Annotated in this window: 19 protein-coding genes and 2 tRNA genes; 9 read left to right on the top strand and 12 right to left on the bottom strand. The window is 73.4% G+C overall.

Annotation, left to right across the window (positions count from 1 at the left end; all coding sequences use genetic code 11):
- The first annotated feature begins 80 nt into the window (after window positions 1–80).
- The 3 genes from QSK20_RS13465 (at window position 81) to QSK20_RS13455 (ending at window position 2488) form a co-directional block, all read left to right on the top strand.
- A complete protein-coding gene (locus QSK20_RS13465; protein ID WP_285788954.1) occupies window positions 81–1067 on the top strand; it encodes an SDR family oxidoreductase in 987 nt (328 codons plus the stop codon).
- A 59-nt stretch (window positions 1068–1126) separates the two neighbouring features.
- A complete protein-coding gene (locus tag QSK20_RS13460; RefSeq protein WP_285788953.1) occupies window positions 1127–1846 on the top strand; it encodes an ATP-binding protein in 720 nt (239 codons plus the stop codon).
- Between the two features lie 69 nt (window positions 1847–1915).
- The gene (locus tag QSK20_RS13455) at window positions 1916–2488 is read left to right on the top strand and encodes a DUF5709 domain-containing protein (protein WP_285788952.1); all 573 of its coding nucleotides are present in this window, start codon (window positions 1916–1918) and stop codon (window positions 2486–2488) included.
- A 132-nt stretch (window positions 2489–2620) separates the two neighbouring features.
- Here the strand turns inward: QSK20_RS13455 and QSK20_RS13450 are convergent, their stop codons facing one another.
- On the bottom strand, window positions 2621–3286 hold the full coding sequence (locus QSK20_RS13450) for a response regulator (RefSeq protein WP_285788951.1): 666 nt from the start codon (window positions 3284–3286) through the stop codon (window positions 2621–2623).
- Window positions 3287–3331: 45 nt separating this feature from the next.
- Complete coding sequence (macS, locus tag QSK20_RS13445) at window positions 3332–4606, bottom strand: MacS family sensor histidine kinase (protein WP_285788950.1); 1275 nt, start codon at window positions 4604–4606, stop codon at window positions 3332–3334.
- Between the two features lie 120 nt (window positions 4607–4726).
- Between macS and QSK20_RS13440 the strand changes: the two genes are divergently transcribed.
- Window positions 4727–5188, top strand: a complete 462-nt coding sequence (locus QSK20_RS13440; RefSeq protein ID WP_285788949.1) for an ATP-binding protein — start codon at window positions 4727–4729, stop codon at window positions 5186–5188.
- 33 nt (window positions 5189–5221) lie between these two features.
- On the top strand, window positions 5222–6694 hold the full coding sequence (glpK, locus tag QSK20_RS13435) for a glycerol kinase GlpK (RefSeq protein ID WP_285788948.1): 1473 nt from the start codon (window positions 5222–5224) through the stop codon (window positions 6692–6694).
- Between the two features lie 33 nt (window positions 6695–6727).
- Here glpK and QSK20_RS13430 read toward each other — a convergent pair whose 3' ends face one another.
- Window positions 6728–7561 carry a phosphoribosylaminoimidazolesuccinocarboxamide synthase gene (locus tag QSK20_RS13430; protein WP_285788947.1) on the bottom strand — a complete coding sequence of 278 codons (834 nt, stop codon included), beginning with the start codon at window positions 7559–7561 and terminating at the stop codon, window positions 6728–6730.
- Window positions 7562–7751: 190 nt separating this feature from the next.
- On the opposite strand from QSK20_RS13430, the gene QSK20_RS13425 reads away from it, so the two are divergent.
- A complete protein-coding gene (locus QSK20_RS13425) occupies window positions 7752–9086 on the top strand; it encodes an ABC transporter substrate-binding protein (protein WP_285788946.1) in 1335 nt (444 codons plus the stop codon).
- An 84-nt stretch (window positions 9087–9170) separates the two neighbouring features.
- On the opposite strand, the gene QSK20_RS13420 is transcribed toward QSK20_RS13425, so the two are convergent.
- From QSK20_RS13420 to QSK20_RS13390, 7 genes are all read right to left on the bottom strand, one after another.
- Window positions 9171–9419 (bottom strand): hypothetical protein, encoded by a 249-nt coding sequence (locus QSK20_RS13420; RefSeq protein WP_145836831.1) that lies wholly within the window; start codon window positions 9417–9419, stop codon window positions 9171–9173.
- 99 nt (window positions 9420–9518) lie between these two features.
- Window positions 9519–9595 (bottom strand) — tRNA-Met (locus QSK20_RS13415).
- A gap of 271 nt (window positions 9596–9866) precedes the next feature.
- A tRNA-Met gene (locus tag QSK20_RS13410) sits at window positions 9867–9943 on the bottom strand.
- Window positions 9944–10076: 133 nt separating this feature from the next.
- Entirely contained in the window at window positions 10077–13079 is a 3003-nt protein-coding gene (locus QSK20_RS13405; protein ID WP_285788945.1) for a UPF0182 family membrane protein, read from the bottom strand.
- A 143-nt stretch (window positions 13080–13222) separates the two neighbouring features.
- On the bottom strand, window positions 13223–14236 hold the full coding sequence (locus QSK20_RS13400) for a YlbL family protein (protein WP_285788944.1): 1014 nt from the start codon (window positions 14234–14236) through the stop codon (window positions 13223–13225).
- A 78-nt stretch (window positions 14237–14314) separates the two neighbouring features.
- Window positions 14315–15538, bottom strand: a complete 1224-nt coding sequence (locus QSK20_RS13395) for an MFS transporter (RefSeq protein WP_285788943.1) — start codon at window positions 15536–15538, stop codon at window positions 14315–14317.
- 77 nt (window positions 15539–15615) lie between these two features.
- Window positions 15616–16098 (bottom strand): hypothetical protein, encoded by a 483-nt coding sequence (locus QSK20_RS13390; protein ID WP_285788942.1) that lies wholly within the window; start codon window positions 16096–16098, stop codon window positions 15616–15618.
- Window positions 16099–16344: 246 nt separating this feature from the next.
- On the opposite strand from QSK20_RS13390, the gene QSK20_RS13385 reads away from it, so the two are divergent.
- Window positions 16345–17655 carry a zinc-dependent metalloprotease gene (locus QSK20_RS13385; RefSeq protein WP_285788941.1) on the top strand — a complete coding sequence of 437 codons (1311 nt, stop codon included), beginning with the start codon at window positions 16345–16347 and terminating at the stop codon, window positions 17653–17655.
- 268 nt (window positions 17656–17923) lie between these two features.
- On the opposite strand, the gene QSK20_RS13380 is transcribed toward QSK20_RS13385, so the two are convergent.
- The gene (locus QSK20_RS13380; protein WP_285788940.1) at window positions 17924–18532 is read right to left on the bottom strand and encodes a hypothetical protein; all 609 of its coding nucleotides are present in this window, start codon (window positions 18530–18532) and stop codon (window positions 17924–17926) included.
- Window positions 18533–18647: 115 nt separating this feature from the next.
- On the bottom strand, window positions 18648–19178 hold the full coding sequence (locus QSK20_RS13375) for a M48 metallopeptidase family protein (protein WP_088982233.1): 531 nt from the start codon (window positions 19176–19178) through the stop codon (window positions 18648–18650).
- A 531-nt stretch (window positions 19179–19709) separates the two neighbouring features.
- Here QSK20_RS13375 and QSK20_RS13370 point away from each other — a divergent pair.
- Together QSK20_RS13370 and QSK20_RS13365 are read left to right on the top strand one after the other, a co-directional pair.
- A complete protein-coding gene (locus QSK20_RS13370) occupies window positions 19710–19877 on the top strand; it encodes a DUF5679 domain-containing protein (RefSeq protein ID WP_170107818.1) in 168 nt (55 codons plus the stop codon).
- 191 nt (window positions 19878–20068) lie between these two features.
- Window positions 20069–21133, top strand: a complete 1065-nt coding sequence (locus tag QSK20_RS13365) for a hypothetical protein (protein WP_285788939.1) — start codon at window positions 20069–20071, stop codon at window positions 21131–21133.
- Window positions 21134–21180 lie beyond the last annotated feature (47 nt).

Raw genomic sequence — 21180 nt, 5'->3', positions numbered from 1 at the left:
AACATGCCCGACCAATGCCACCAACAGGAAGAATCGCGTCGGACAGGCATGCAACCGGTAGACCGGGGTACCGGCTCAGAATGCCCCTCACCCGCAGCCTCGACGACTCGACCGTGGTGGTCACCGGCGCCTCCAGCGGCATCGGCGCGGCGACCGCCTGCGCCCTGGCCCGCCGGGGCGCCGACGTGGTGCTCGCCGCGCGCAGCGCGGACGCCCTGGCGGAGGTGGCCGAGCGCTGCCGGCGGTCCGGGGGACGGGCGTTGGCCGTCCCCACCGACGTCACGGACCCGGCGCAGGTCGAGTACCTCGCCGCCCGCACGGTGGCGGAGTTCGGCGGCATCGACGCCTGGGTGAACAACGCGGCGGTCAGCGCGGTGGGGTTGTTCGACGAGATCCCGGCCGACGAGTTCCGCCGGGTGGTCGAGGTGAACCTGCTCGGTGTGGTGCACGGCACCCGGGCCGCGCTGCCGCACCTGCTCGCGTCCGGCGGCGGGGTGGTGGTCAACAACGCCTCGGTGCTGGCCGAGGTGGCGATGCCGTACCAGTCGGCGTACAACGCGACGAAGCACGGGATCCGGGGGTTCGCCGACACGGTGCGGCAGGAGTTGCGGGTCACCGGCCGGCACGCCGTCTCGATCTGCACGGTGCTGCCGGCCAGCATCGACACGCCGTTCTTCGCGCACGCGGCGAACCACACCGGCCGGGAGCTGACCCCACCCCCGCCGGTCTACCCGCCCGAGCTGGTGGCGGAGACGATCGTCCGGCTCATCCGCCGACCCCGCCGGGAGGCGTACGCGGGCGGGGCCGCCCGCCTGCTCGGCCTCCAGTGGCGGCTGGCACCGGCGCTGGCCGAGCGCGCCCTCGGCTGGTACGCCGCCCGCACCCAGCTCGGACCGACGGCCCGTCCCGGCGGCAGCGGCAACGTGTTCCGGCCCGACGCCACGGCCGAACCGGAGGGCGGCTGGCACGGACGCCGCCGCCAGTTGGTCCGGGTCGGCACCGCACTCGGGCTCGCCGCCGCCGGTACCGCCGCCGTGCTGGCCAGACGTACCCGGTCGGAGTCGTGACCTCACCGCCGGATCGGCCGGATGCGCGCCCTCCTGGTGGCGTGCACAATAGGGCGACTATGCCGACGGACGTGCGATGCCAGGTGGAGACGGACGGATCCGCACTGGTCCGGCTGACCGGAGTGCTCGACCACGCCGGCATGGCCCGGGTCCGGGACGCCCTCCTCGCCTGGCTCGGCGACCACGCCGGTCCGGTGGTGGTGGATCTCTCCGGGCTCCGGGTCGCCGATCCCGCCGCCCGTACGGTCTTCACCGAGGTCCGCCGGGCGGTCGCCGACTGGCCCGCGGCGGACCTGCTGGTCTGTGACCCGGCCGGCGGCTGGACGGTCGACGGGGCGCCGGTCTGGCCGAGTCGCGACGTGGCCCTCGCCGGACTCCCCTCCGGTGGCGTGCTCACCCTGGATCTGCCGCCTGCGGTCGGCTCGGCCCGGCAGGCCCGCGAGCTGGTCGCCGCCGGCTGCGCCCGGTGGGGCCTACCCGACCTGATCGAACCGGGCGCGATCGCGGTCACCGAGATGGTCAACAACGTGGTGGCCCATGCCCTGACCCCGATGACGGTGCGACTCGCCCCCGGCCACCGCCTGCTGCGGCTGGGCGTCCGGGACCACTCCCCCCGGACCCCCCGGTTCGCCGGGTTCGCCCCGCTCACCTCGACCGGTGGCCGGGGGCTGCTGCTGATCGACACCGTGGCCCGCCGCTGGGGTTGCACCCCGTTGCCGGAGGGGAAGCTGGTCTGGGCGGTCCTGCACGGGGAGGACGAGGACGCTCTGCTCGGTTAGTCCCGTTCTGGGGCCGTGTCAGCGGGCCGGGAGCGGTTACGCCGGGTGGGCAGCGGGTAGGGACCAGCCATGCGCGACGACGAGTACCCGACCCCCGTGTCCGATCCCGAGGCGGAGGGCCTGCCCGACACCGCCGACGACGACTCCACCGCCAAGGACGACGTCGAGAGCGGCCGCGAGGCGGACGGTCCGGAGCCGGCGCAGCTGCCCGGTGACCGTACGCCGGTGGCCGTGGACCGGTTCGGGGCCACCGCCGAGGAGCAGCGCGACGGCGAGTCACTGGACTACAAGCTCGACCGCGAGCGGTACGAGCGTCCCGCCGACGATCCGCTGGCCGGTCCGGTCGATCCGGACATCGCGGCCGAGGCGGACAGCGAGGAGGCCGCCGCGCAGGCCCAGCTCGACGCCGACGTGCTGAATCCCAGCCCCACCTCCGACCCGAACTCCCCGGTGTCCCTCTACGACCACGGGCAGCTCGGCGGGGTCGCCGACGCCCAGGTCGGGCGGCTGGTCGAGCCGGACGAGGGGGCGCGGAGCGACACCGAGACCGACTCCGTCGCGTACGACGCCGGTGCGGCCGGGGGCGGCGCGACCGCCGAGGAGCTGGCCATCCACGAGACCCGTCCGCCCGAGGCGCACTGACCGCCACCGCGCACCGCCCGCTGGGCGCTCACGACATGCGCCACGTCGGGCTGTCGGCGGCCTTCGACACCCCGCTTCGCCGCATCCTGGGCCGGTTGCCCCGGCCGGAGTCCCGGCCGGGGCGTGTGCGGGTCAGTCGTCGAGGCCCTGGGAGATGGCGTAACGGGTCAGCTCGACCCGGTTGTGCAGGTGGAGCTTGCCGAGCGTGTTCTGCACGTGGTTCTGCACCGTACGGTGCGACAGGCCCAGCCGGGCGGCGATCTGCTTGTACGACAGCCCCTTGGCCACCAGGCGCAGCACCTCGGTCTCCCGTTCGGTGAGCCGGGGCGTCCCGTCGTCGCCGGCCGGCGCCCCCGGCCGGGCGGCCAGCCGGCGGTACTCGCCGAGCACCAGGCCGGCGAGGCCCGGGGTGAAGACGGCCTCCCCGCGCGCGGTGCGCCCGACGGCGTCCAGGAACTCGGCCGCCGCGGCCGACTTGAGCAGGTAGCCGGTGGCGCCGGCCTTCACCGCCTCCAGGACGTCCTGCTCCTCGCCGCTGGCGGAGAGCATCAGCACCCGCACCTCGGGCAGCGCCGCCCGCAGGCCACGGATCACCTCGACCCCGCCCGCGTCGGGCAGGTGCAGGTCGAGGACGACGACGTCGGGCCGGGCGGCGGGGGCGATCCGGACCGCCTGGCGGCCCTCGCCGGTGGTGGCGACCACGAGGTGACCGGCCTCGGTGAGGTCGCGCGCCACCCCGTCCCGCCACATCGGGTGGTCGTCGACCACCATCACCCGGACCGCCTCGATCTCGCCCATCCCGCCACCCTAGGCGGCCTCGCCAAGGCCCCGTGGACGGGTGGCTCACGGGCGGGGCAGCACCAGTTCGATCTCGGTGCCCTCGCCGGGGTGGGCGGTGATCGTGGTGCTGCCGCCGAGGTCGGCCAGGCGTCCCCGGATGGACTGGGCCACCCCGAGGCGGCCCTGCGCGGCGGCCTCGTCCAGCCGGCCGGGCGGGATGCCGGGACCGGCGTCGCGGACCGAGACCCGCACCAGGGTCCCCTCGTCCTCCAGCAGCACCCAGGCGCGGCCGTCCGCGTGCCGGGCGACGTTGTCCAGGGCCGCCGCCACCGCGGCGGCCACCTCCCTCGCCGCGTGCTCGGGCAGCGGCACCGCCGTGGCCGGGGCGGCCAACGACACCGCCGGTCCGGCGAACCGGCGGAGCAGGTCCCGCAGGTCGCGTGTCCCGTCCGGTGCCGGGCCACTGCCCGGCGGCCCGGCACCGGCCCGCCCGGGTGCCCGGCCCGCCGGCCCGGACCGCGAAGCGGCCACCGACGACGCTCCCGGGACCGGCGGTCCCCCGGGAACCACCGGCCCGGGGGGCGGTCCGGGAGCCACCGGCCCGGACGGCAGCCGGGAAGCCGGCGGACCGGTGGCGATCAGGGCGCGCAGGGCCGCCTCCTGCTCACCGGCGAGCCGGGCCAGTTCGCCGGCCTCGCCGTCGAGGTGCGCGCCGCGCCGCTGCACCATCGCCAACACCTGGAGCACCGAGTCGTGGATGTCCCGGGCGAGCCGTTCCCGTTCCCGGGTCGCCGCCTCCAGTTCGACCGCCCGCTGCAACCGCTGCTCGGCGGTCACCGCCAGCCGGGCCACGTGCCCGACCACCACGCCGGCCAGCAGCAGCAGGACCGCGCCGTTGAGCGCCGACGGGGCGAGCCAGCCCCGGACCACGAGGTCACCGGCGCCGAGCACCAGCGCAGCCGCCGCGCCCCGTCGCCGGCCGCCGGAGACCGCCCAGGCCAGCACCGGGCCGCCGAGCCAGGCCACGGCGAGGGCGGGCACCCCGGCGGCGAGCGCCGTACGCCCGACCACGCCGGGGCTGAGCAGCAGGATGCCGAGGACGACACCGAGGTCCGCCAGGAGCAGCGGCCAGCCCCGCCGGGTCGGCCGGGCGTACGCGTACGCGGTGAACGCCGTCCACCCGGCCATCGCCACCAGCACCGGCCAGGCGGCCAGCGGGTGGGCGTACCGGTGGAGGTCGCGCAGGAGGACCGCGCAGGCGTACCCGAGGGCGGCGACGCGGTAGACGGCGATGGCCCGCCAGAGCGGCACCTCCAGCCCGCCGGGCGGGGTCGGCATGGGCAGCAGGATGCCACATCCGGCCGGGGGGTGGCGGCTTGGTGACGAGCCACACGTCATACCCTGCCGTAGGGTGGAAATGCCACGAAAATCATCGAGAACCCAGCGGCGGTACGGGCCATGACGAACGCCGAACGCCCCACACCGCGTACGGTGGTGCCCATCGAACGTTCCCTGCTGATCGCCGAAGCCTTCGACCAGGCTCAGGTGACGGAGCTGCGACACTCCGTCACCTCCTGCGCGCGTGCCGCCGGACTCTCCGGTCAACGCCTGGACGACTTCGTGCTCGCGGTCAACGAGCTGATCACCAACGCGGTCCGACACGGCGGCGGACGGGGCTGGCTGCGGCTGTGGCGGGCGGCGGAGAGCGTGCTGTGCGAGGTCTCCGACCACGGTCAGGGGATCAGCACCCAACGCCTGCACGACCGCCGGCGACCGGCCCCGGACACCGCCGGGGGCTGGGGACTCTGGCTGGCCCGGGAACTCAGCGACACCATGCAGGTGGAGACCGGCTCGGCCGGCACCACCGTACGGATCAGCACCGCCCTCCAGGCCCCGCAGCCCACCGGGCACGGGGACTGACGCGGGCGGCCCGGCCCGGGTACGGTGCTCCGGGTGAGCCCGGAACACGTCGCCGCCATCGATCAGGGCACCACCTCCTCCCGCTGCATCGTCTTCGACCGCGCCGGGGAGATCGTCGCCGTCGCCCAGCGCGAGCACCGGCAGGTCTTCCCCCGCCCCGGCTGGGTGGAGCACGACGCCGAGGAGATCTGGGCCAACGTCGAACGGGTGGTCCGGGAGGCGCTGGCGAGCGCGGGCCTCGGCCCGGAGGCGCTCGCCGCGGTCGGCATCACCAACCAGCGGGAGACGACAGTCGTCTGGGACCGGGCCACCGGTCGTCCGGTCGCCAACGCGATCGTCTGGCAGGACACCCGCACCGAGCCGATCCTGCGGGAACTGGACGAGGACCTGTTCCGCTCCCGCACCGGGCTGCCGCTGGCCACCTACTTCGCCGGGCCGAAGCTGCGCTGGCTGCTCGACCACGTCGACGGGCTGCGGGAGCGCGCCGAGGCCGGTGAGGTGCACTTCGGCACCATGGACAGCTGGCTGATCTGGAAACTCACCGGCCGGCACGTCACCGACGTGACCAACGCCAGCCGGACCATGCTGATGGACCTGCGCACCCTGGACTGGGATCCGGAGCTGCTCGCCGCGCTGGGCGTGCCGGCCGGGATGCTGCCCGAGATCCGCTCCTCCGCCGAGGTGTACGGCACCGCCTCCGGCGTGCTCGCCGGGGTTCCGGTGGCCAGCGCCCTCGGCGACCAGCAGGCCGCCCTGTTCGGGCAGACCTGCTTCCAGCCGGGCGAGGCGAAGTGCACCTACGGCACCGGCAGTTTCCTGCTGCTCAACACCGGCGCGAGCCCGGTGCCGTCCAGCCACGGCCTGCTCACCACGGTCGCCTACCGGATCGGCGACCAGCCGGCGGCGTACGCGCTGGAGGGGGCGATCGCGGTCACCGGGTCGCTGGTGCAGTGGCTCCGGGACAACCTCGGGCTGATCTCCACCGCCCCCGAGGTGGAGGACCTGGCCCGCACCGTCGACGACAACGGGGGCTGCTACGTCGTCCCGGCCTTCTCCGGGCTGTTCGCCCCGCACTGGCGCAGCGACGCCCGGGGCGTCGTCGCCGGGCTGACCGGCTACATCACCAAGGGGCACCTGGCCCGGGCGGTGCTGGAGGCCTCCGCCTGGCAGACCCGGGACGTGGTGGACGCGATGAACGCCGACTCCGACGTGGCGTTGCGCCGGCTGCGGGTGGACGGCGGGATGACCGCCAACGCGCTGCTCATGCAGTTCCTCGCCGACGTGCTCGACGTACCGGTGGTGCGTTCCCGGATCACCGAGACCACCTGCCTCGGCGCCGCGTACGCGGCCGGCCTGGCGGTCGGCTTCTGGCCGGACCTGGCCACCCTGCGCGGGCAGTGGCGGTCCGACGCGCAGTGGACGCCCGACATGGACGCCGGCCACCGCGAGCGGGAACTGCGCCACTGGCACAAGGCGGTGCGACGCACCCTCGACTGGGTCGACTGACCGGGCCCACCCGGGACCGGACCGCCGGGCCGGTCAGGCCCAGCGGTTGCCGGTCAGCTTCTCGTAGACGTCGACGTAGCGGGCCCGGGTCGCCTCGACCACCTCGGCCGGCACCTCCGGGGCCGGGGCCTGCCTGTCCCAGCCGCTGCCGGCCGCCCAGTCCCGGACGTACTGCTTGTCGTAGGAGAACTGGGGCCGGCCCGGCTGGTACGACTCGGCCGGCCAGAACCGCGACGAGTCGGAGGTGAGCACCTCGTCGGCGAGGACGAGGGTGCCGTCGGGCGCCCAACCCAGCTCGATCTTGGTGTCGGCGACCAGGATGCCCCGGTCGGCGGCGATCTCCGCGCCCCGGCGGTAGACGTCGATGGTGATCTGCCGCAGCCGCTCGGCGGTCTCCTGGCCGACCTTCGCCGCCACCTGCTCGTAGGTGATCGGCTCGTCGTGCTCCCCCATCGGCGCCTTGGTCGACGGCGTGAAGATCGGCTCGGGCAGGATCGACGCCTCCACCAGCCCCCGGGGCAGCGCGACTCCGGAGACCGCGCCGGTGCGCTCGTACTCCTTCAGGCCGCCCCCGGTCAGGTAGCCCCGGGCGACGCACTCGACCGGGACCATCTCCAGCCGGCGGCAGCGGATCGCCCGCCCGGCGAACTCGGCCGGCACGTCGGTGGTGGAGACGACGTGGTTCGGGACGATGTCCGCGAGCTGTCCGAACCACCAGACCGAGAGCGCGGTGAGCAGCCGCCCCTTGTCCGGGACGGGGGTCGGCAGCACCACGTCGTAGACGGAGATCCGGTCCGAGGCGACCAGGACGAGGTCGTCCCCGTCGGCGTAGACGTCCCGTACCTTGCCGGAGTGCAGTAGTTCCACGCGGCCTAGTAGACCACGCGACGCCACGTGCCCTTTCCCCCGTCCGCCGTACCCCCGGCAGCGGTCACCCGGGAGGCCGGACCCGAACCCTGGCTTTCCGGGCCGGAGGTCCCGTCCCGCCGGACGTTGACACCTTCCCGCGTCACCTGGGTCAATGATCCGAATCCGTCCGGCGTCCCAGGAGTCGACCGTGTCCGCAGTCCCGTACCCGACCGCCCGCCGCACCGGCGTCGACCCGGGACGACGGCGGGTGCTCGCCGGCCTGTTCGGCCTGCCGGTCGTCGCGGCGGGTGGGCTGACCGGCTGCCGGAGCGAACCGGCGGCGCTGGTCGAGAGCGGTCCGGTCGAGCTGTCGGTGTTCTGGTGGGGCAGCGCACGCCGCGCACAGTTGACCGAACAGGCGCTACGGCTCTACTCCGACCGGAACCCCCAGGTGACCTTCCGGGTCACCTGGCAGGGCCTCGACGGCTACTACCAGCGCCTCGCCACCCAGGCGGTGGGGGGCAACGTCCCGGACCTGTTCCAGATCGACGACACCTTCCTCACCGAGTACGCCCGCCGCGACATCCTGCTGGACCTCAGCGGGTACGCCGCCGACCACCGGCTCGACCTGAGCGGCCTGCCTGACGGGCTCGTCCGCTACGGCCAGGTCGCGGGCCGCACCATGGCGGTGGCCGCCGCGCAGAACTCGGCCGGGCTGGTCTTCAACCGGGATCTGCTGGGCCGGCTGCGCCAGCCCGCCCCCCGCAGTGGGATGAGCTACCCGGAGTACCTCACCTGGGCGGCGCGGGTGACCGAGGCCAGCGACGGCCGGGTCGCCGGCACCATGGATCCCTCCGGCGACCACCGGGCGCTCTGGCTCTGGCTGCGGTCCCGGGGCAAGGAGTTCTACCAGGGACGCAAGCTCGGCTTCGACTCCCCGGAGCTGATCGACTGGTTCGAGCTGTGGCAGCGGGCCCGGGCCGCGCGGGCCACCCCGAGCGCGGCGCTGGTGCAGCAGGCGAACGGCGGCGAACCGGCCCGTCAGCTCGTGGTCACCGGGCACACCGCCGCCTCGTTCGCCTGGTCGAACCAACTGGTCGAACTCCAGCGCCACAGCCGGGACGAGTTGGGCATCGTCAGCTGCCCCGGCCCGGCAGCCGCACAGTGGGCGCGGGCGTCGATGTACTGGGCCGGATTCCGGGGCACCCGCCACCCGGACCTGGTCGTCGACGTGATCAACTTCTTGACCACGAACGTGGCCGCGGGCCGGGTGCTCGGCTACGACCGGGGCCTGAGCCCGCACCTCAACATCCGCAAGTTCGTGGAACCGACGGTCCGGGACGCCTCGGTCCGGGCCTCGGCGGCCTTCGAACTCAGCGTGGCCGACACGTTCGGCACCGCGCCGCCGCCCCCGCCCACCGGGCACGCCCGGATCCGTGAGCTGCTGATCACCACCGCCGAGTCCGTCCAGGCCGGGCGGTCGACGATCCGGGCCGCCGCCTGGCGGTTCATGGCGCAGGCCGCCGCCGCGTTGGCCGCCTGACCGGCGCATCTCTCCCCCGGTCTGGTGGACGCGGCGTCCACGACCGCCCGGGGGCGGGCCGACACGCGGCCCGCCCCATCCGGTTCAGCGGGGGCCGGGGCCGCGCCGTCCGCGCGTCATCCGGATCAGCAGCAGCACGACCACCGCCACCACCACGAGGCAGCAGAGTAGGCCGAGCAGACCGAACCCGCCGCCGCGACGCCGCCGCGCGGCCTCCACGACCAGCTCGCCGGGGCCGGTGGACGCCCACGCGGCGACCGGCACGAACACGGAGAGCACCACCGCACCGAGGACGGCTCCCAGCCGGCCCCACCATCTGTTCCAGGAAGACATGACCCCATCCTCGCCGAGGTGGGCAAGAACGGCACCCCGATCGTCCCGGGGCGACAACGGAGAAGGACCTCCGGACTGTGTCCGGAGGTCCTTCTCGTGTGGTAGCGGGGACAGGATTTGAACCTGCGACCTCTGGGTTATGAGCCCAGCGAGCTACCGAGCTGCTCCACCCCGCGTCGGTATGACCACTCTATCGCATCGCCGGAGCGGGCACCGGGCGGGGGGCCGGACCGGCCGTACCGATCCCTGCCGCACCTGCTCTTTCCGGGAAAGCGCAGGTCATGGCGTTGCCGGACGGGTCCCCGGGTGCGGGCCGCCGGTGTGGGAGAACCGCAGGCCCGGATCGCGAACGGCGGGAGGTCCGCACCGCCGACGACCACAGCGGCCAACCGGCCGGCACCGCAGAAAGCGAACGGCCCTCCGGGTGAACCGGAGGGCCGTTCGTCGTGGTAGCGGGGACAGGATTTGAACCTGCGACCTCTGGGTTATGAGCCCAGCGAGCTACCGAGCTGCTCCACCCCGCGTCGGTATGACCAACCCTAGCGCAACCCGACGCGAACCCGCAAAACGGCCCCCTAACGGCGCCGGGGCACCTTCCTCCGCACGGAACGGCAGGAAGGTGCCCCGGCGACCCTCGGGTCGGTGGCGGCCGGCGGATCAGCCGCTCGGGCTCGGCGCCGGTGAGGACGGGCTACCGCTCGGTGCGGGGGCGGACGGGCTGGCGGCCGGCGCGGACGGGGCCGGACCCGCCGCCCGCTGCGCCTGCTGGAAGGCGGTCATCGCCTCGTCCAGGGCCTTCAGCGCCCGGCCGTACCGCTCGAAGTCGCCGGAGGTCTGCGCGGCCTTGACCTCCGCGATGGCGGTCTGCACCCGCTGCGCGGCCTCGGCCAGTTCCCCGGTGAGCGGCGGCGGGGTCTCGCCCCCGGCGGGCGGCGGCGGGTTCTCGTTCTCCCCGGCCGGCGGCGGTGGCGGGTTGCCGGCGGCGGCCTGCTTGCCCTGCTCGACGAGCTGCTTGATGCCGTCCTCCATGTTGTCGGCGAGCACCACGTACGAGCCGCCGTCACCGTAGGAGAGCAGTACCTTCTGCAACAGCGGGTACGCGTCCTGCTGGTTGCTCTTCACGTAGACCGGCTCGACGTAGAGCATGCCGTTGTCGAAGGGCAGCGAGAGCAGGTTGCCGTACTGCACCTGCGCCTGGTTCGACGAGAGCAGGTTGAGCTGCTGCCGGATGGCGGCGTTGTTGGTCATCTGCTGGTGCACCTGGACCGGGCCGGAGACCCGGGTCTGGTCCGGCAGCTCCCACACCTCCAACCGGGGCTGCCCGTCCACGTACGACCCGGAGATCAACGCGGCCAGGTTCTGCCGGCCGTTCGGGGTGACCGCCGAGGTGAGCTGGAAGCGGGGCGCGTCCTGCTCCGGGAACTGGGTGTAGAGGTAGTACGGGGGCTGCTTCTGCCCGCTGTCCGGTGCGTCCGGCACGTTCGGCACCTGCCAGAAGTCCTGGCCGGAGTAGAAGTCGCCCGGGTTGGTGACGTGGAACTTGGTGAGCAGGTTGCGCTGCACCTTGAACAGGTCGGCCGGGTAACGGAAGTGCCCGGCCAGCGCCTCCGGGATCTCCGACCTCGGCGTCACCAGGTCACCGCCGAACGCCTTGTTCCACGCCTTCAGCACCGGGTCGGCGTCGTCGAACTCGTAGAGCCGGACGGTGCCGTCGTACGCGTCGACGGTCGCCTTCACCGAGTTGCGGATGTAGTTGACGTTCTCCCGGGCGAGCTGGAAGGTGCCCCGCCCGGTCAGCTCGTCGGTGGTCTCCTGCTGGAGGTTGACCCGCTCGGCGTACGGGTAGGTGGCCGACGTGGTGTAGGCGTCGACGATCCACTGGATCCGCCCGTCGACCACCGCCGGGTAGGGGTCGCCGTCGATGGTGAGGAACGGCGCGACCTTCTCCACCCGGTCCCGGGGGTTACGCACGTAGAGCAGCTTGGAGTTGTCGTTGACCGCCTCGGAGAGGAGGAAGTTCGACTCCTGCTCCTTGATCGCGTAGAGCAGCCGGCGGGTGAACGAGCCGATCTCCACCCCACCCTCACCGGTGTAGGTGTAGTACTGCTCGCCGCCGGTGGTCGGGGTGGGCCGGTCGAACTCGGCGTTCCGGTCCTCGTCGGTGGAGCCGACGATCGCGTAGTCGTCGGCGGTCATCCGCTCGCCGTAGTAGATCCGGGGCTGCTCGGTCGGGATCTGGTCGGTCTGCGCGGAGCAGCGCTCCTGCTCCCGCTCGCCGAGGAAGCCGGACACGAAGAACGGCTGACCGCCGCAGACCACCTGGTTGGCCGGTGCCCCGACCAGGCCGAAGCCGTGGGTGTAGACGGTGTGCCGGTTGATCCAGTTGCTCTGCTGGTCGGTCAGCTCGCCGTAGTTGATCTCGCGCATGCCGACCACGTAGTCGCGGGTCTGGCCGTTGACCGTGTACCGGTCGATGTCGAGCTTGGGGCCGAAGTCGTAGAAGCCCCGGACCTGCTGCAACTGGGTGTACGTCTCGGAGACCAGCTGCGGGTCGAGCAGCCGGGCGTTCGGCACCACGGCCTTGTCGGTGGCGAGCGTCGCCGGCGGGGTCAGGTTGTTCGCCCCGTACGGCGTGGTCTTCGTGTCGGTCAGGCTGAACGCGGCCCGGGTCGCGTCGATGCTCCGCTGGATGTACGGGGCCTCCTTGTCCCGGGCGCTCGGCTTGACCTCGAAGGTCTGCACCGCCCAGGGGTAGATGCCACCGATCGCCACCGCGGAGATGCCGAGGAGCGCCAGCGAGATGCCCGGCCAGACCAGGTTCCGCATCACCGCGTTGGAGAAGACGATGATCGCGATGGCCACCACGATCGAGATGTAGGCGAGGATCTCCTTCGCCGGCAGCAGCGCGTTCACGTCGGCGTACCCGGCGCCGTAGAGCTTGGCGCTGTCGTTGTACTCCAGCAGCATCGCCCGCCGGTCCAGCACGTACGCGACTGCCTTGAGCAGGACGAAGACCGCGACCAGGGTGGTCAGGTGGGCCCGCGCGGCGTTGGTCATCCGGTCACCGACGCCCTGGAGGCGCACCCCGCCGAAGACGTAGTGCACGGCCAGCGCCCCGATCACCGCCAGCACCACGGCGGTGAAGCCCACCCCGAGCAGGTAACGCAGGAACGGCAGCTGGAAGACGTAGAAGCCGACGTCGACGCCGAACTCGGGGTCCTTCACGCCGAAGTCCCCGCCGTTACGGAAGAGCAGCCACTGGCTCCACCGGCTCTGCGCCGAGAGCCCGGCGAAGAGCGCCACCACGGCGCTGGCGAGCAGGATCCAGATGCCGATCCGCGGCCCGAGGAGCATCCGGTACCGCTCCAGGGTGGCCTGCTCGGCGGAGTGCGGGCGCAGCCCCGGGCGTAGCCGGTGGGCCAGCCACAGGTTGCCGCCGACCAGCGCCGCCATGCCCAGACCGACGGCCAGGAAGAGCAGCAGCCGGGTGACCAGCACGCCGGTGAAGACCTGCGTGTAGTCGACCTCGTCGAACCAGAGCCAGTCCGTCCACGCCTGGACACCCCAGCCGAGCAGGGTGAAGAGTACGAACACCCCGATCAGGACACCGATGGTGACGCGTCCGCGTCGGCTCATCCTGGGTAGGGGGGCACTACGCATGACCACTGTTTGGCTCCGCACGCTCGTTGTGACCGGATCCGACCAGGCCACAAGAGTACGTGGTGTTCCTGGACACCTCGGGTCAAGGTCGCGTCGCGGAGGGCGCGGTCAGCCGGGAAGCCCAGCCCAGCGGCCGTCGGCGGTCAGCAGCGGGTCGGCTCGCCGCCGGTGCGCAGCTTCTCCAGGGCGGTCAGCGCATCGTCCAGCGTGCCCACCTTGAGCAGCGGAAGACCGGGCTGCGGGTTGCTGAGCGCCTCGGCGCAGTTCGCCTCCGGCACCAGGAAGACCTTCGCCCCGGCCTGCTTCGCGCCCACCAGCTTCTGGGCGATGCCACCGATCGGACCGACCCGGCCCTCCTCGTCGATGGTGCCGGTGCCGGCGACGATCCGGCCGCCGGTCAGGTCCTCGGGATCCAGCTTGTCCACGATCCCCAGCGCGAACATCAGTCCGGCGCTCGGCCCGCCGATGTCCCCGAGGTCGATCTCCAGGGTGAACGGGTGCGGCTGCTGCTGCTCGATCTCGATCCCGACGCGCGGGCGGCCGTCCTGCTCCCGGCTGGTCACGGTGGCCGTGCCGGCGACCCCGCCCCGGGTGTACCCGATCGCCAGCTCCGCGCCGACCGGACGGGCACGGATCAACCCGGTCAGTCCGTTGGCGCTGGTCACCGGCTCGCCGTCGACCGAGGTGAGCACGTCGCCGACCTGGAGCCGCCCCGCCGAGGGGCCGTCCGCGGCCACCGTCCGGACGACCACCTGCACCGGGTAGCCGAGCTTCCGGAGCGCGGCCGTCTCGGCACTGGTCTGGGACGCGGTGAACTCCTCGGCGTTGCGCTCCTCGACCTGCTCACGGCTCTGGCCCGGCGGATAGACCAGTTCCCGGGGCACCACCGCCCGTTCCGGCGAGAACCAGCCGGCGATCGCCGACCGCAGCTTCACCGACGGCTGCACGCCCACCGTGGTCAGCCGGAGCTGCCCCGCCGAGGTGGAGGTCTCCCGGCCGTCGATCTTGATGATCTCCTCCCCGTCCTGCGTGCCGAGGGTGTCGACGGTCGGGCCGGGGCCGAGCACCACGTACGGGATCGGCGCCACGAGCACTCCGATGCTGAGCAGGGTGGTGAGCAGAGCACCGAGCAGGACCGTGACACCGCGACGTCTCATGCGGCAGAGCGTACCGACCGGTCGGGGGCCGACCGGGGCGGACGAACCGGCCGGTCGGAAACGCCGGGGCGGAGCTGTTCAGGCGCGTCGTCCGGCCTGCTGCGGGGTGGACGGCGTCGGCACGCGGGCGACGTCCGGTTCGGCGCTGCGCCGGTCCCGGGAACGGCGGGTCACGCCGAGCACCGAGGCCAGGCAGATCGCGGCGGCCACGACGAGCGGCGGACGGCCACCGAGGCCGACGGCGGCGGAGCCGAGCGGGATCGCGAGCGCGACCGGCCCGAACATCGCGGTGTTGGCGGTCCCGGCCACCCGGCCGAGCATCGCCGTCGGTGTGCGCGTCTGCACCGCGGTCACCGCGGCGACCAGGGCCCAGGGCAGGCCGACGCCGGCCACCACCGAGGCGACGACGGTGCCGGGCCACCAGGGCAGGCAGCGCACCAGACAGCTGAGGGCGAACAGCGTCGTGCCGGCGACGCCCACGGTGACCGGATTCCACCGGGCGAGGAGCCGGCCCACGACGAGGCCGCCGACGACGGACCCGGCGCCCTGGGTGCTGAGCAGGACGCCGAGGAACGTCGTCGGTAGGCCCAGCTCCGTGGTGACGATCGCGTAGTTGGCCGCGGTCGTGAAGCCGGACATGGCGATCGCCACCGCGGCGAGGACGACGGTGACGCGCGTCGTCCGCCGGGCGAGGAGCACAGCCACCCCCGCGCGCAGGCCGGGCCGCTGCGGTGGCGACCCGTCGGATGGCGGCTGCCGCAGTCGTACGGCCGCGTACAGGACAGCCACCAGGACCGGCAGCACCGCGCTGAGCACGACCACCGCGTGGCCCCCGTGCCAGGCGTAGAGGCCCGCGCCGGCCAGGGGCGCCACGAGCTTCATGCCCTCCTGGGCGCTGGAGCGCCAGCCGTTGACGTCCCCGAGTTCCGCCGGCGACAGCGCGGCGGGCAGCAGCGCGGTCTCGCCCGCGTCGATCAGCACGTAGCTGACGCCGTAGGCGCCGGACACGACGAAGATGAGCCAGGTCTGGGCGGGCCCCCGCACCGTGAGGAGACTCAGCAGGACGGCGGCCAGCACGAGGTTGACCGCGATCACCAGCGGTCGTCTCGGTGCCCGGTCGAGCAGGCCACCCAGCCACGGGCCGGCGAGTACCGGGGCGTACACGGAGAGCCCGGCGAGGGCCGCGAGGCCGGTGGACCGGGTGAGATCGAGAATCCAGATCCCGGACACCAGCGCCATGGCGCTGCCGCCGAAGCCGGACAGCATCGAGATCGTCACGAACAGGGCTGCGTTGCGGCGCACGGGTCCCCCAAGAGTTGAGCCGGAACGACTCAAATCCTTGGCCTTGAGTGGACTACAAGCAACAATGGTGCTGGATGTCAATTGTCCATTGACAGCAGCCCCTCCAGGTTCGCCCTGGCCGCCACCACGGGTGCCGGCAACCGCGCCGCACCCGCTGCGGACAGGTCGGCCACGAGGAGCGCGGCCAGCGCGTAGAGCGGGCCCGGGTCGGCGTCGAGGGCCAGTTCCACGGTGCTCCGCACGAGAGCCGCCCGCCGGAACCGCCCGTCCCACCGTCGATCCGTCGCCATCCACCGCCGAAGATCGAGAACCGCGCCCCGGATCGCCGCGATCCGTGGCGAGCAGGCGAGGTCTCTCTCCTGCCGCCGCGACCGGCGCAGGGCCGCCAGGCGCTGGCGGCGTTGCTCCGCAGCCTGCCGGCTGCCGAGACCGAGCGCGGCGGCCACCTGCGCCCACGTCGCGCCCGCGTGCCGGGCACGGTCGATCAGCTCCAGCTCACGCTCGTCCAGACGGGTCCGATCGACGGCGACATCGGCCAGCTGCGTCAGTTCGGACACCATCTGTCAACGCTACATTGACAGCTCCGACACCTCGTCGGGCCGAGCCCGGCATCCCGCCGGGGCGAGCCGACGCCCCGAAATCGGCAGCGTGCCACGCCACGTCGTCGGCCGGCCGACCCGCGTTCCACGGGACGCCGGCCGGTCCCACCACCTCGCCGTACCCGGCGGTGGGCCGGGCCGCGACTTCGCCCTCAGCGCAACGCCGGTGGCGGCGACCAGCGGCGCGGCGCGCGTACCGTAGACCCCGTGCCTGATATTCCGTTCGGCTTCGCGCTTCCGGGTGGGCAACCACCAGACCCCAACGACCCCGCGCAACTGCAGCAGTTCATGAGCCAGTTGCAGCACCTGCTCTCGGCGCCGGGCAGCGGACCGGTCAACTGGGACCTGGCCCGTCAGGTGGCCGCCAGCCAGCTCGCCGCCTCCGGCGACCCGGCGGTCACGCCGTACGAACGTAACGCCGTCGAGGAGGCGCTGCGCCTGGCCGACCTGTGGCTGGAGCCGGTCTCGTCGTGGCCGTCGGGCATCCAGACCCCGGTCGCCTGGAACCGCAACGAGTGGATCTACAAGACCCTCGACGTCTGGCGCAAGCTCTGCGACCCGGTGGCCAGCCGGATGGTGGGCGCGATGGGCGACCTCGTGCCGCCGGAGGCGCGGGCCCAGCTCGGCCCGATGCAGTCGATGGTCGCCACCCTGGGCGGGGCGCTCTTCGGTGGGCAGCTCGGTCAGGCACTCGGCTCGCTCGCCGCCGAGGTGCTCTCCGCCGGCGACATCGGCCTCCCGCTCGGCCCGGCCGGCACGGCCGCGCTCATCCCGGCCAACATCCGGCAGTACGGCGAGGGCCTGGAGCTGCCCGAGGACGAGGTACGCCTCTACGTCGCCCTACGGGAAGCCGCCCACCAGCGCCTCTTCCAGCACGTCCCGTGGCTGCGCGGACACGTGCTCAGCTCGGTGGAGACGTACGCCGCCGGCATCCGGGTCAACCGGGAGGCGATCGAGGAGGCGATGGGCCGGGTCGACCCGACCGACCCGGAGTCGATGCGGGCGATCGCCCTGGAGGGCATCTTCACGCCGGAGGACACCCCGGCCCAGAAAGCCTCCCTGGCCCGTCTGGAGACCGCCCTGGCGCTGGTCGAGGGGTGGGTCTGCCACGTGGTGGACAACGCGGCCGGTGGCCGACTGCCGAACGTGGTCGCCCTCGGCGAGGCGTTCCGTCGGCGGCGGGCGGCCGGCGGCCCGGCGGAACAGACCTTCGCCGCCCTGGTCGGGCTGGAGCTGCGGCCGCGCCGACTGCGCGAGGCGGCGGCGCTCTGGTCGGCCCTGACCGAACACCGGGGCATCGCCGGCCGGGACGCCCTGTGGGGGCACCCGGACCTCCTCCCCTCGGGCGAGGACTTCGCCGACCCGGTCGCCTTCGCCCGCTCGCAGCTCGACTTCGGCGAGCTGGACGAGTTCGACTTCACCGCGCCGGGCGGCCCGAAGGAAACACCGCCGGGCGGCACCGAGGAACAACCGCCGGATGGCGACGGCACGTCCCCGCGGGACACCGACCGGTCCTGACCGGCCCGATCGCCTATCCGCGCTCCCCGCTTCCGCTCCGCGCTCCCCGCTTCCGCCGACCGACGCGCCCCCGCCAGGTGGTAGCAGGGGACCCCTGCAGTCGTTTTTTGATGAGCAGGGGACCCCTGCTACCACCCGGGGGCGGTGAGCGCGGTGCGGCGGTACGGGGGCGGGGTGAGGCGGTACGGCGGCGGCGCGGGGTGAGGCTGGTGTGGGCGGTGTGGGCGGTGTGGGCGGTGTGGCCGCAGGGCGTTCGGCGGGGAGACGGTCAGGCGGGGTGGTGGCCGGTGCCCAGCAGGGCCCGGGTCGCCTCCCAGCCCTCCACGGCGGGGTCGAGGGCGGCGAGGTCGGCCGGACCACGGAGCCGGTGCCAGGCGGCGGTGACCGCGACGTCGGCGGGTCGCGGGGCCGCGCCCCGGATCATCGCCGGCACGGCCTCGTCCAGATCGACCTCCGGCAGCCACCCCGGCGCGGGTAGCCGGGCGGCGAGGCCGAGCAGGCCCGGTCCGGCCCCCTCGACCGGAGCCACCGCGACGGGTCGGGTGGTCAACGGGCGCAGCAACTTGCCGATGGTGAGTCCGGGCAGATCCGGTGCGTCGGCGGCGATCACGGCGGCCTGGTCGTACCCGTCCAGCATGGCGAGGACCGCGTCGGCGGTCGGTTTCGCCACCTCGACCACGGGGGTGCCCGGCCAGACCACCGCGTCGGCCAGCGGCCGGTCCGCAGGTGTCACCGCGACCGCCGTCCTCACCTCCTGGAGGGTGGCGAGCAGGTCCACCACGTCCTCGGCCAGGGCGTGCCGCCAGTCCGCCGGCTCGACGCCCGGCGGCGACCAGGCCACCGGGGCGAGCAACGCCACCACCACTCGTCGGGTCACCGTCCGACCCTAGCCTCCCCCGGGCGTTCGTGATCGACGCCGCGGGCGGCGGCGGGCCGATTCCGCGCCGTCCGCAACCGGCGGTCGCCGGGCGGGACGCCGACGGCCACGACGCTCAGTCGGGCAGCGGCACGCCGGCCACCGAGGCGACCCCCTCCAGGTAGCCACGGGCCCGTTCGGCCTTCGGGTAGCGGCAGACCAGCGCCCAGAAGGACGCGTTGTGACTCGGCACGATGAGGTGGGCCAGCTCGTGCAGGAGGACGTAGTCGATCACCCAGTCGGGCATGTCCTGGAGCCGGTGGGAGATGCGGATGGTGCGGTCCGCCGGGGTGCAGGACCCCCAGCGGCCGTTCTGGTTGGTCACCCACCGGACGCTCGTGGGGACCGCCGCCGGACCGTGCTCCGGGAGGTAGAGGCTGATCAGGCGAGTGGCCCGCTGGAGCAGTTCACCGTCGGTGCGGGCCGGCCTGCCCTCACGCGCGGCGAGCCGGGCGAGCATCCGGTCGACCCACTCGGTCTCCTCGGCCCGGGAGAACTGGTCGGGGATCAGGACGACCACCCGTTCCCCGTCCCGGTACGCGGACACCGTGCGTCGCCGACGCTGACTGCGTCGCACCTCGACGACCGGCTTCCGCGCGCCTGCCATCACTGACCTGCGCAGCCTCGTGTTCCTGCCACATGGGAAAGCTAATGCGTTCTGACCAGGGGTCCGCAAGGGTCAACCCACCGACACGCGCCCGGAAACTCCAGGTTGATGGCGTCCAGTCCGAAAAAAATGTTTGCGGACCCGTCGGCGGGGCCGTCCGCCCCAGGTCCGCACGGCGATCCGATCACCCTCGGTGGCGGTCGGCAGGGGATGCCGACGGGACCCGCCCACGTTAGGTGATCTTCGGTGGAACCGCCGCACCGGGGGTGCCTGGCGGCCACTTCGGGGCGGTTCGCCCGGCGTGTCCCCGCCAAACTCACTTATCCGACGTATTTCGGCATGCACACTCTCGACGTCGACTAGCTCACAGTGTCGATGGATCTCTGACATGGAACCACCCACACCTGGGTAGGGTCCGCCGGACCAGCGGTCACGAGCGTGACCGCGCAGAAGACCCCAGCGCCGGAGCCCGCGAGGCCCGCCGCCGGGCTGCCGCCGACACCGATCGGCGGACGAGACGAGGAGGGCACCGTGGCCGACCAGGCCCAGACCTACAACGGTTACTGCGTCAAGTGCAAGGAGAAGCGCGACTTCGAGGGCAAGGTCGAGGTTTCCAAGACCGGCATGAACATGGCCAAGGGCAAGTGCCCGGTCTGTGGCACAACAGTGAACCGGATTCTCGGCAAGGCGAAGGTCTGACCATCGGACCGACCGGAGAGGGGGCGGCCCGTCGGGTCGCCCCCTCTCCGCCGTGACCGTCCGGTGACGAAGCGATGTTACCGGCCGGTTGTGGACAACTGTCCGCGACCTGTGGATAACCCTGGAGAGAACGCCGCCGGGCTGTGGACAACGATCGACGGATCGTCTGGACACGGTCACCATTGGTAGCCATGACCCGTGCCACACTTCCCCGGCCGACCCTGCTACCCGGCCTCACCCGGCTCTGGCGTGACCGGCACACCCTGCAACTCGGCCTGGCCCCCGCCCGGGCCGTCCTGCTGGAGGTGGCGAACCCGCGTGCCGTCCGGCTGCTCGACCTGCTCGACGGCGCGCACAGCGAACGGCACATCCTCGACCACGCCACCCGGATCCGGGTCGACCGCGACGACGCACGCAGCCTGCTGGAGACGCTCCGGGCCGCCGGGCTGGTGGTCGCCGCGCACACTCTCCTCCCCACCGGCCTGACCGACCCGGAGCGGGCGCGGCTGAGCGACGAGGCGGACGCCCTCGCCCTCGGTGCCGACGACCTGCCCGGCACCCCCGCCCAGGTGCTCCGGCGTCGCCGGGCCGCCCGGGTGGTGGTCACCGGTTCGGGACGACTCGGCGGCCCCGTCGCCGTGGCGCTGGCCCAGGCCGGCGTCGGGCACGTCGACCCCGACCTGGGTGGCCGGGTGCGCCCGGCCGACCTGGTCGGCGGCGGCCTCCTGCCCGGGGACGTCGGCCGGCACACCGCCGAGGCGGTGGCCGACGCGATCACCCGTACCGCGGCCGGCACCGTCACCAGTCCGGTCCGGCGTCGCCGCGCCGACCTGGTGGTCCAGGTGGGCGCCGACCGGCCGGCCGCGCTGCTGGCCGCCGGGTTCGCCCGTCGTCGGCAGCCGCACCTGATGCTCTCGCTACGCGACGGCGTACCGGTGATCGGTCCCCTGGTCCGTCCGCCGGTCGGGCCGTGCCTCAACTGCCTCGACCGACACCGGCTGGACCGGGATCCGGCCTGGCCCGGACTCGCCGCCCAACTCGCCGGCGACGGTCCGACCCCCGCCTGCGGGGTCACGACCCTTCTCGCCGCCGTCGCACTGGCCACGGCGGAGGCTCTCAGCCACGTCGACGGTGGGGTTCCCGAGACGGTCGGGGCGGCCGTCGAGGTCGGCGGGGCCGGCCGGTTCCGGCGACGGAGCTGGCCACCGCACCCGGACTGCGGATGCGGCGGCGACCGGCGAGACCCACCCCACTGACCCCGGCCCGGCATCAGAGCAGCAGTGGGGCGGTCCGGTCGGTAACA

The sequence above is a fragment of the Micromonospora sp. NBRC 101691 genome (assembly GCF_030269285.1).
GTDB lineage: Bacteria > Actinomycetota > Actinomycetes > Mycobacteriales > Micromonosporaceae > Micromonospora > Micromonospora echinospora.
The sequence above is the reverse complement of the archived record's forward strand: the minus strand, read 5'-3'. Positions and strand labels throughout refer to the sequence as shown.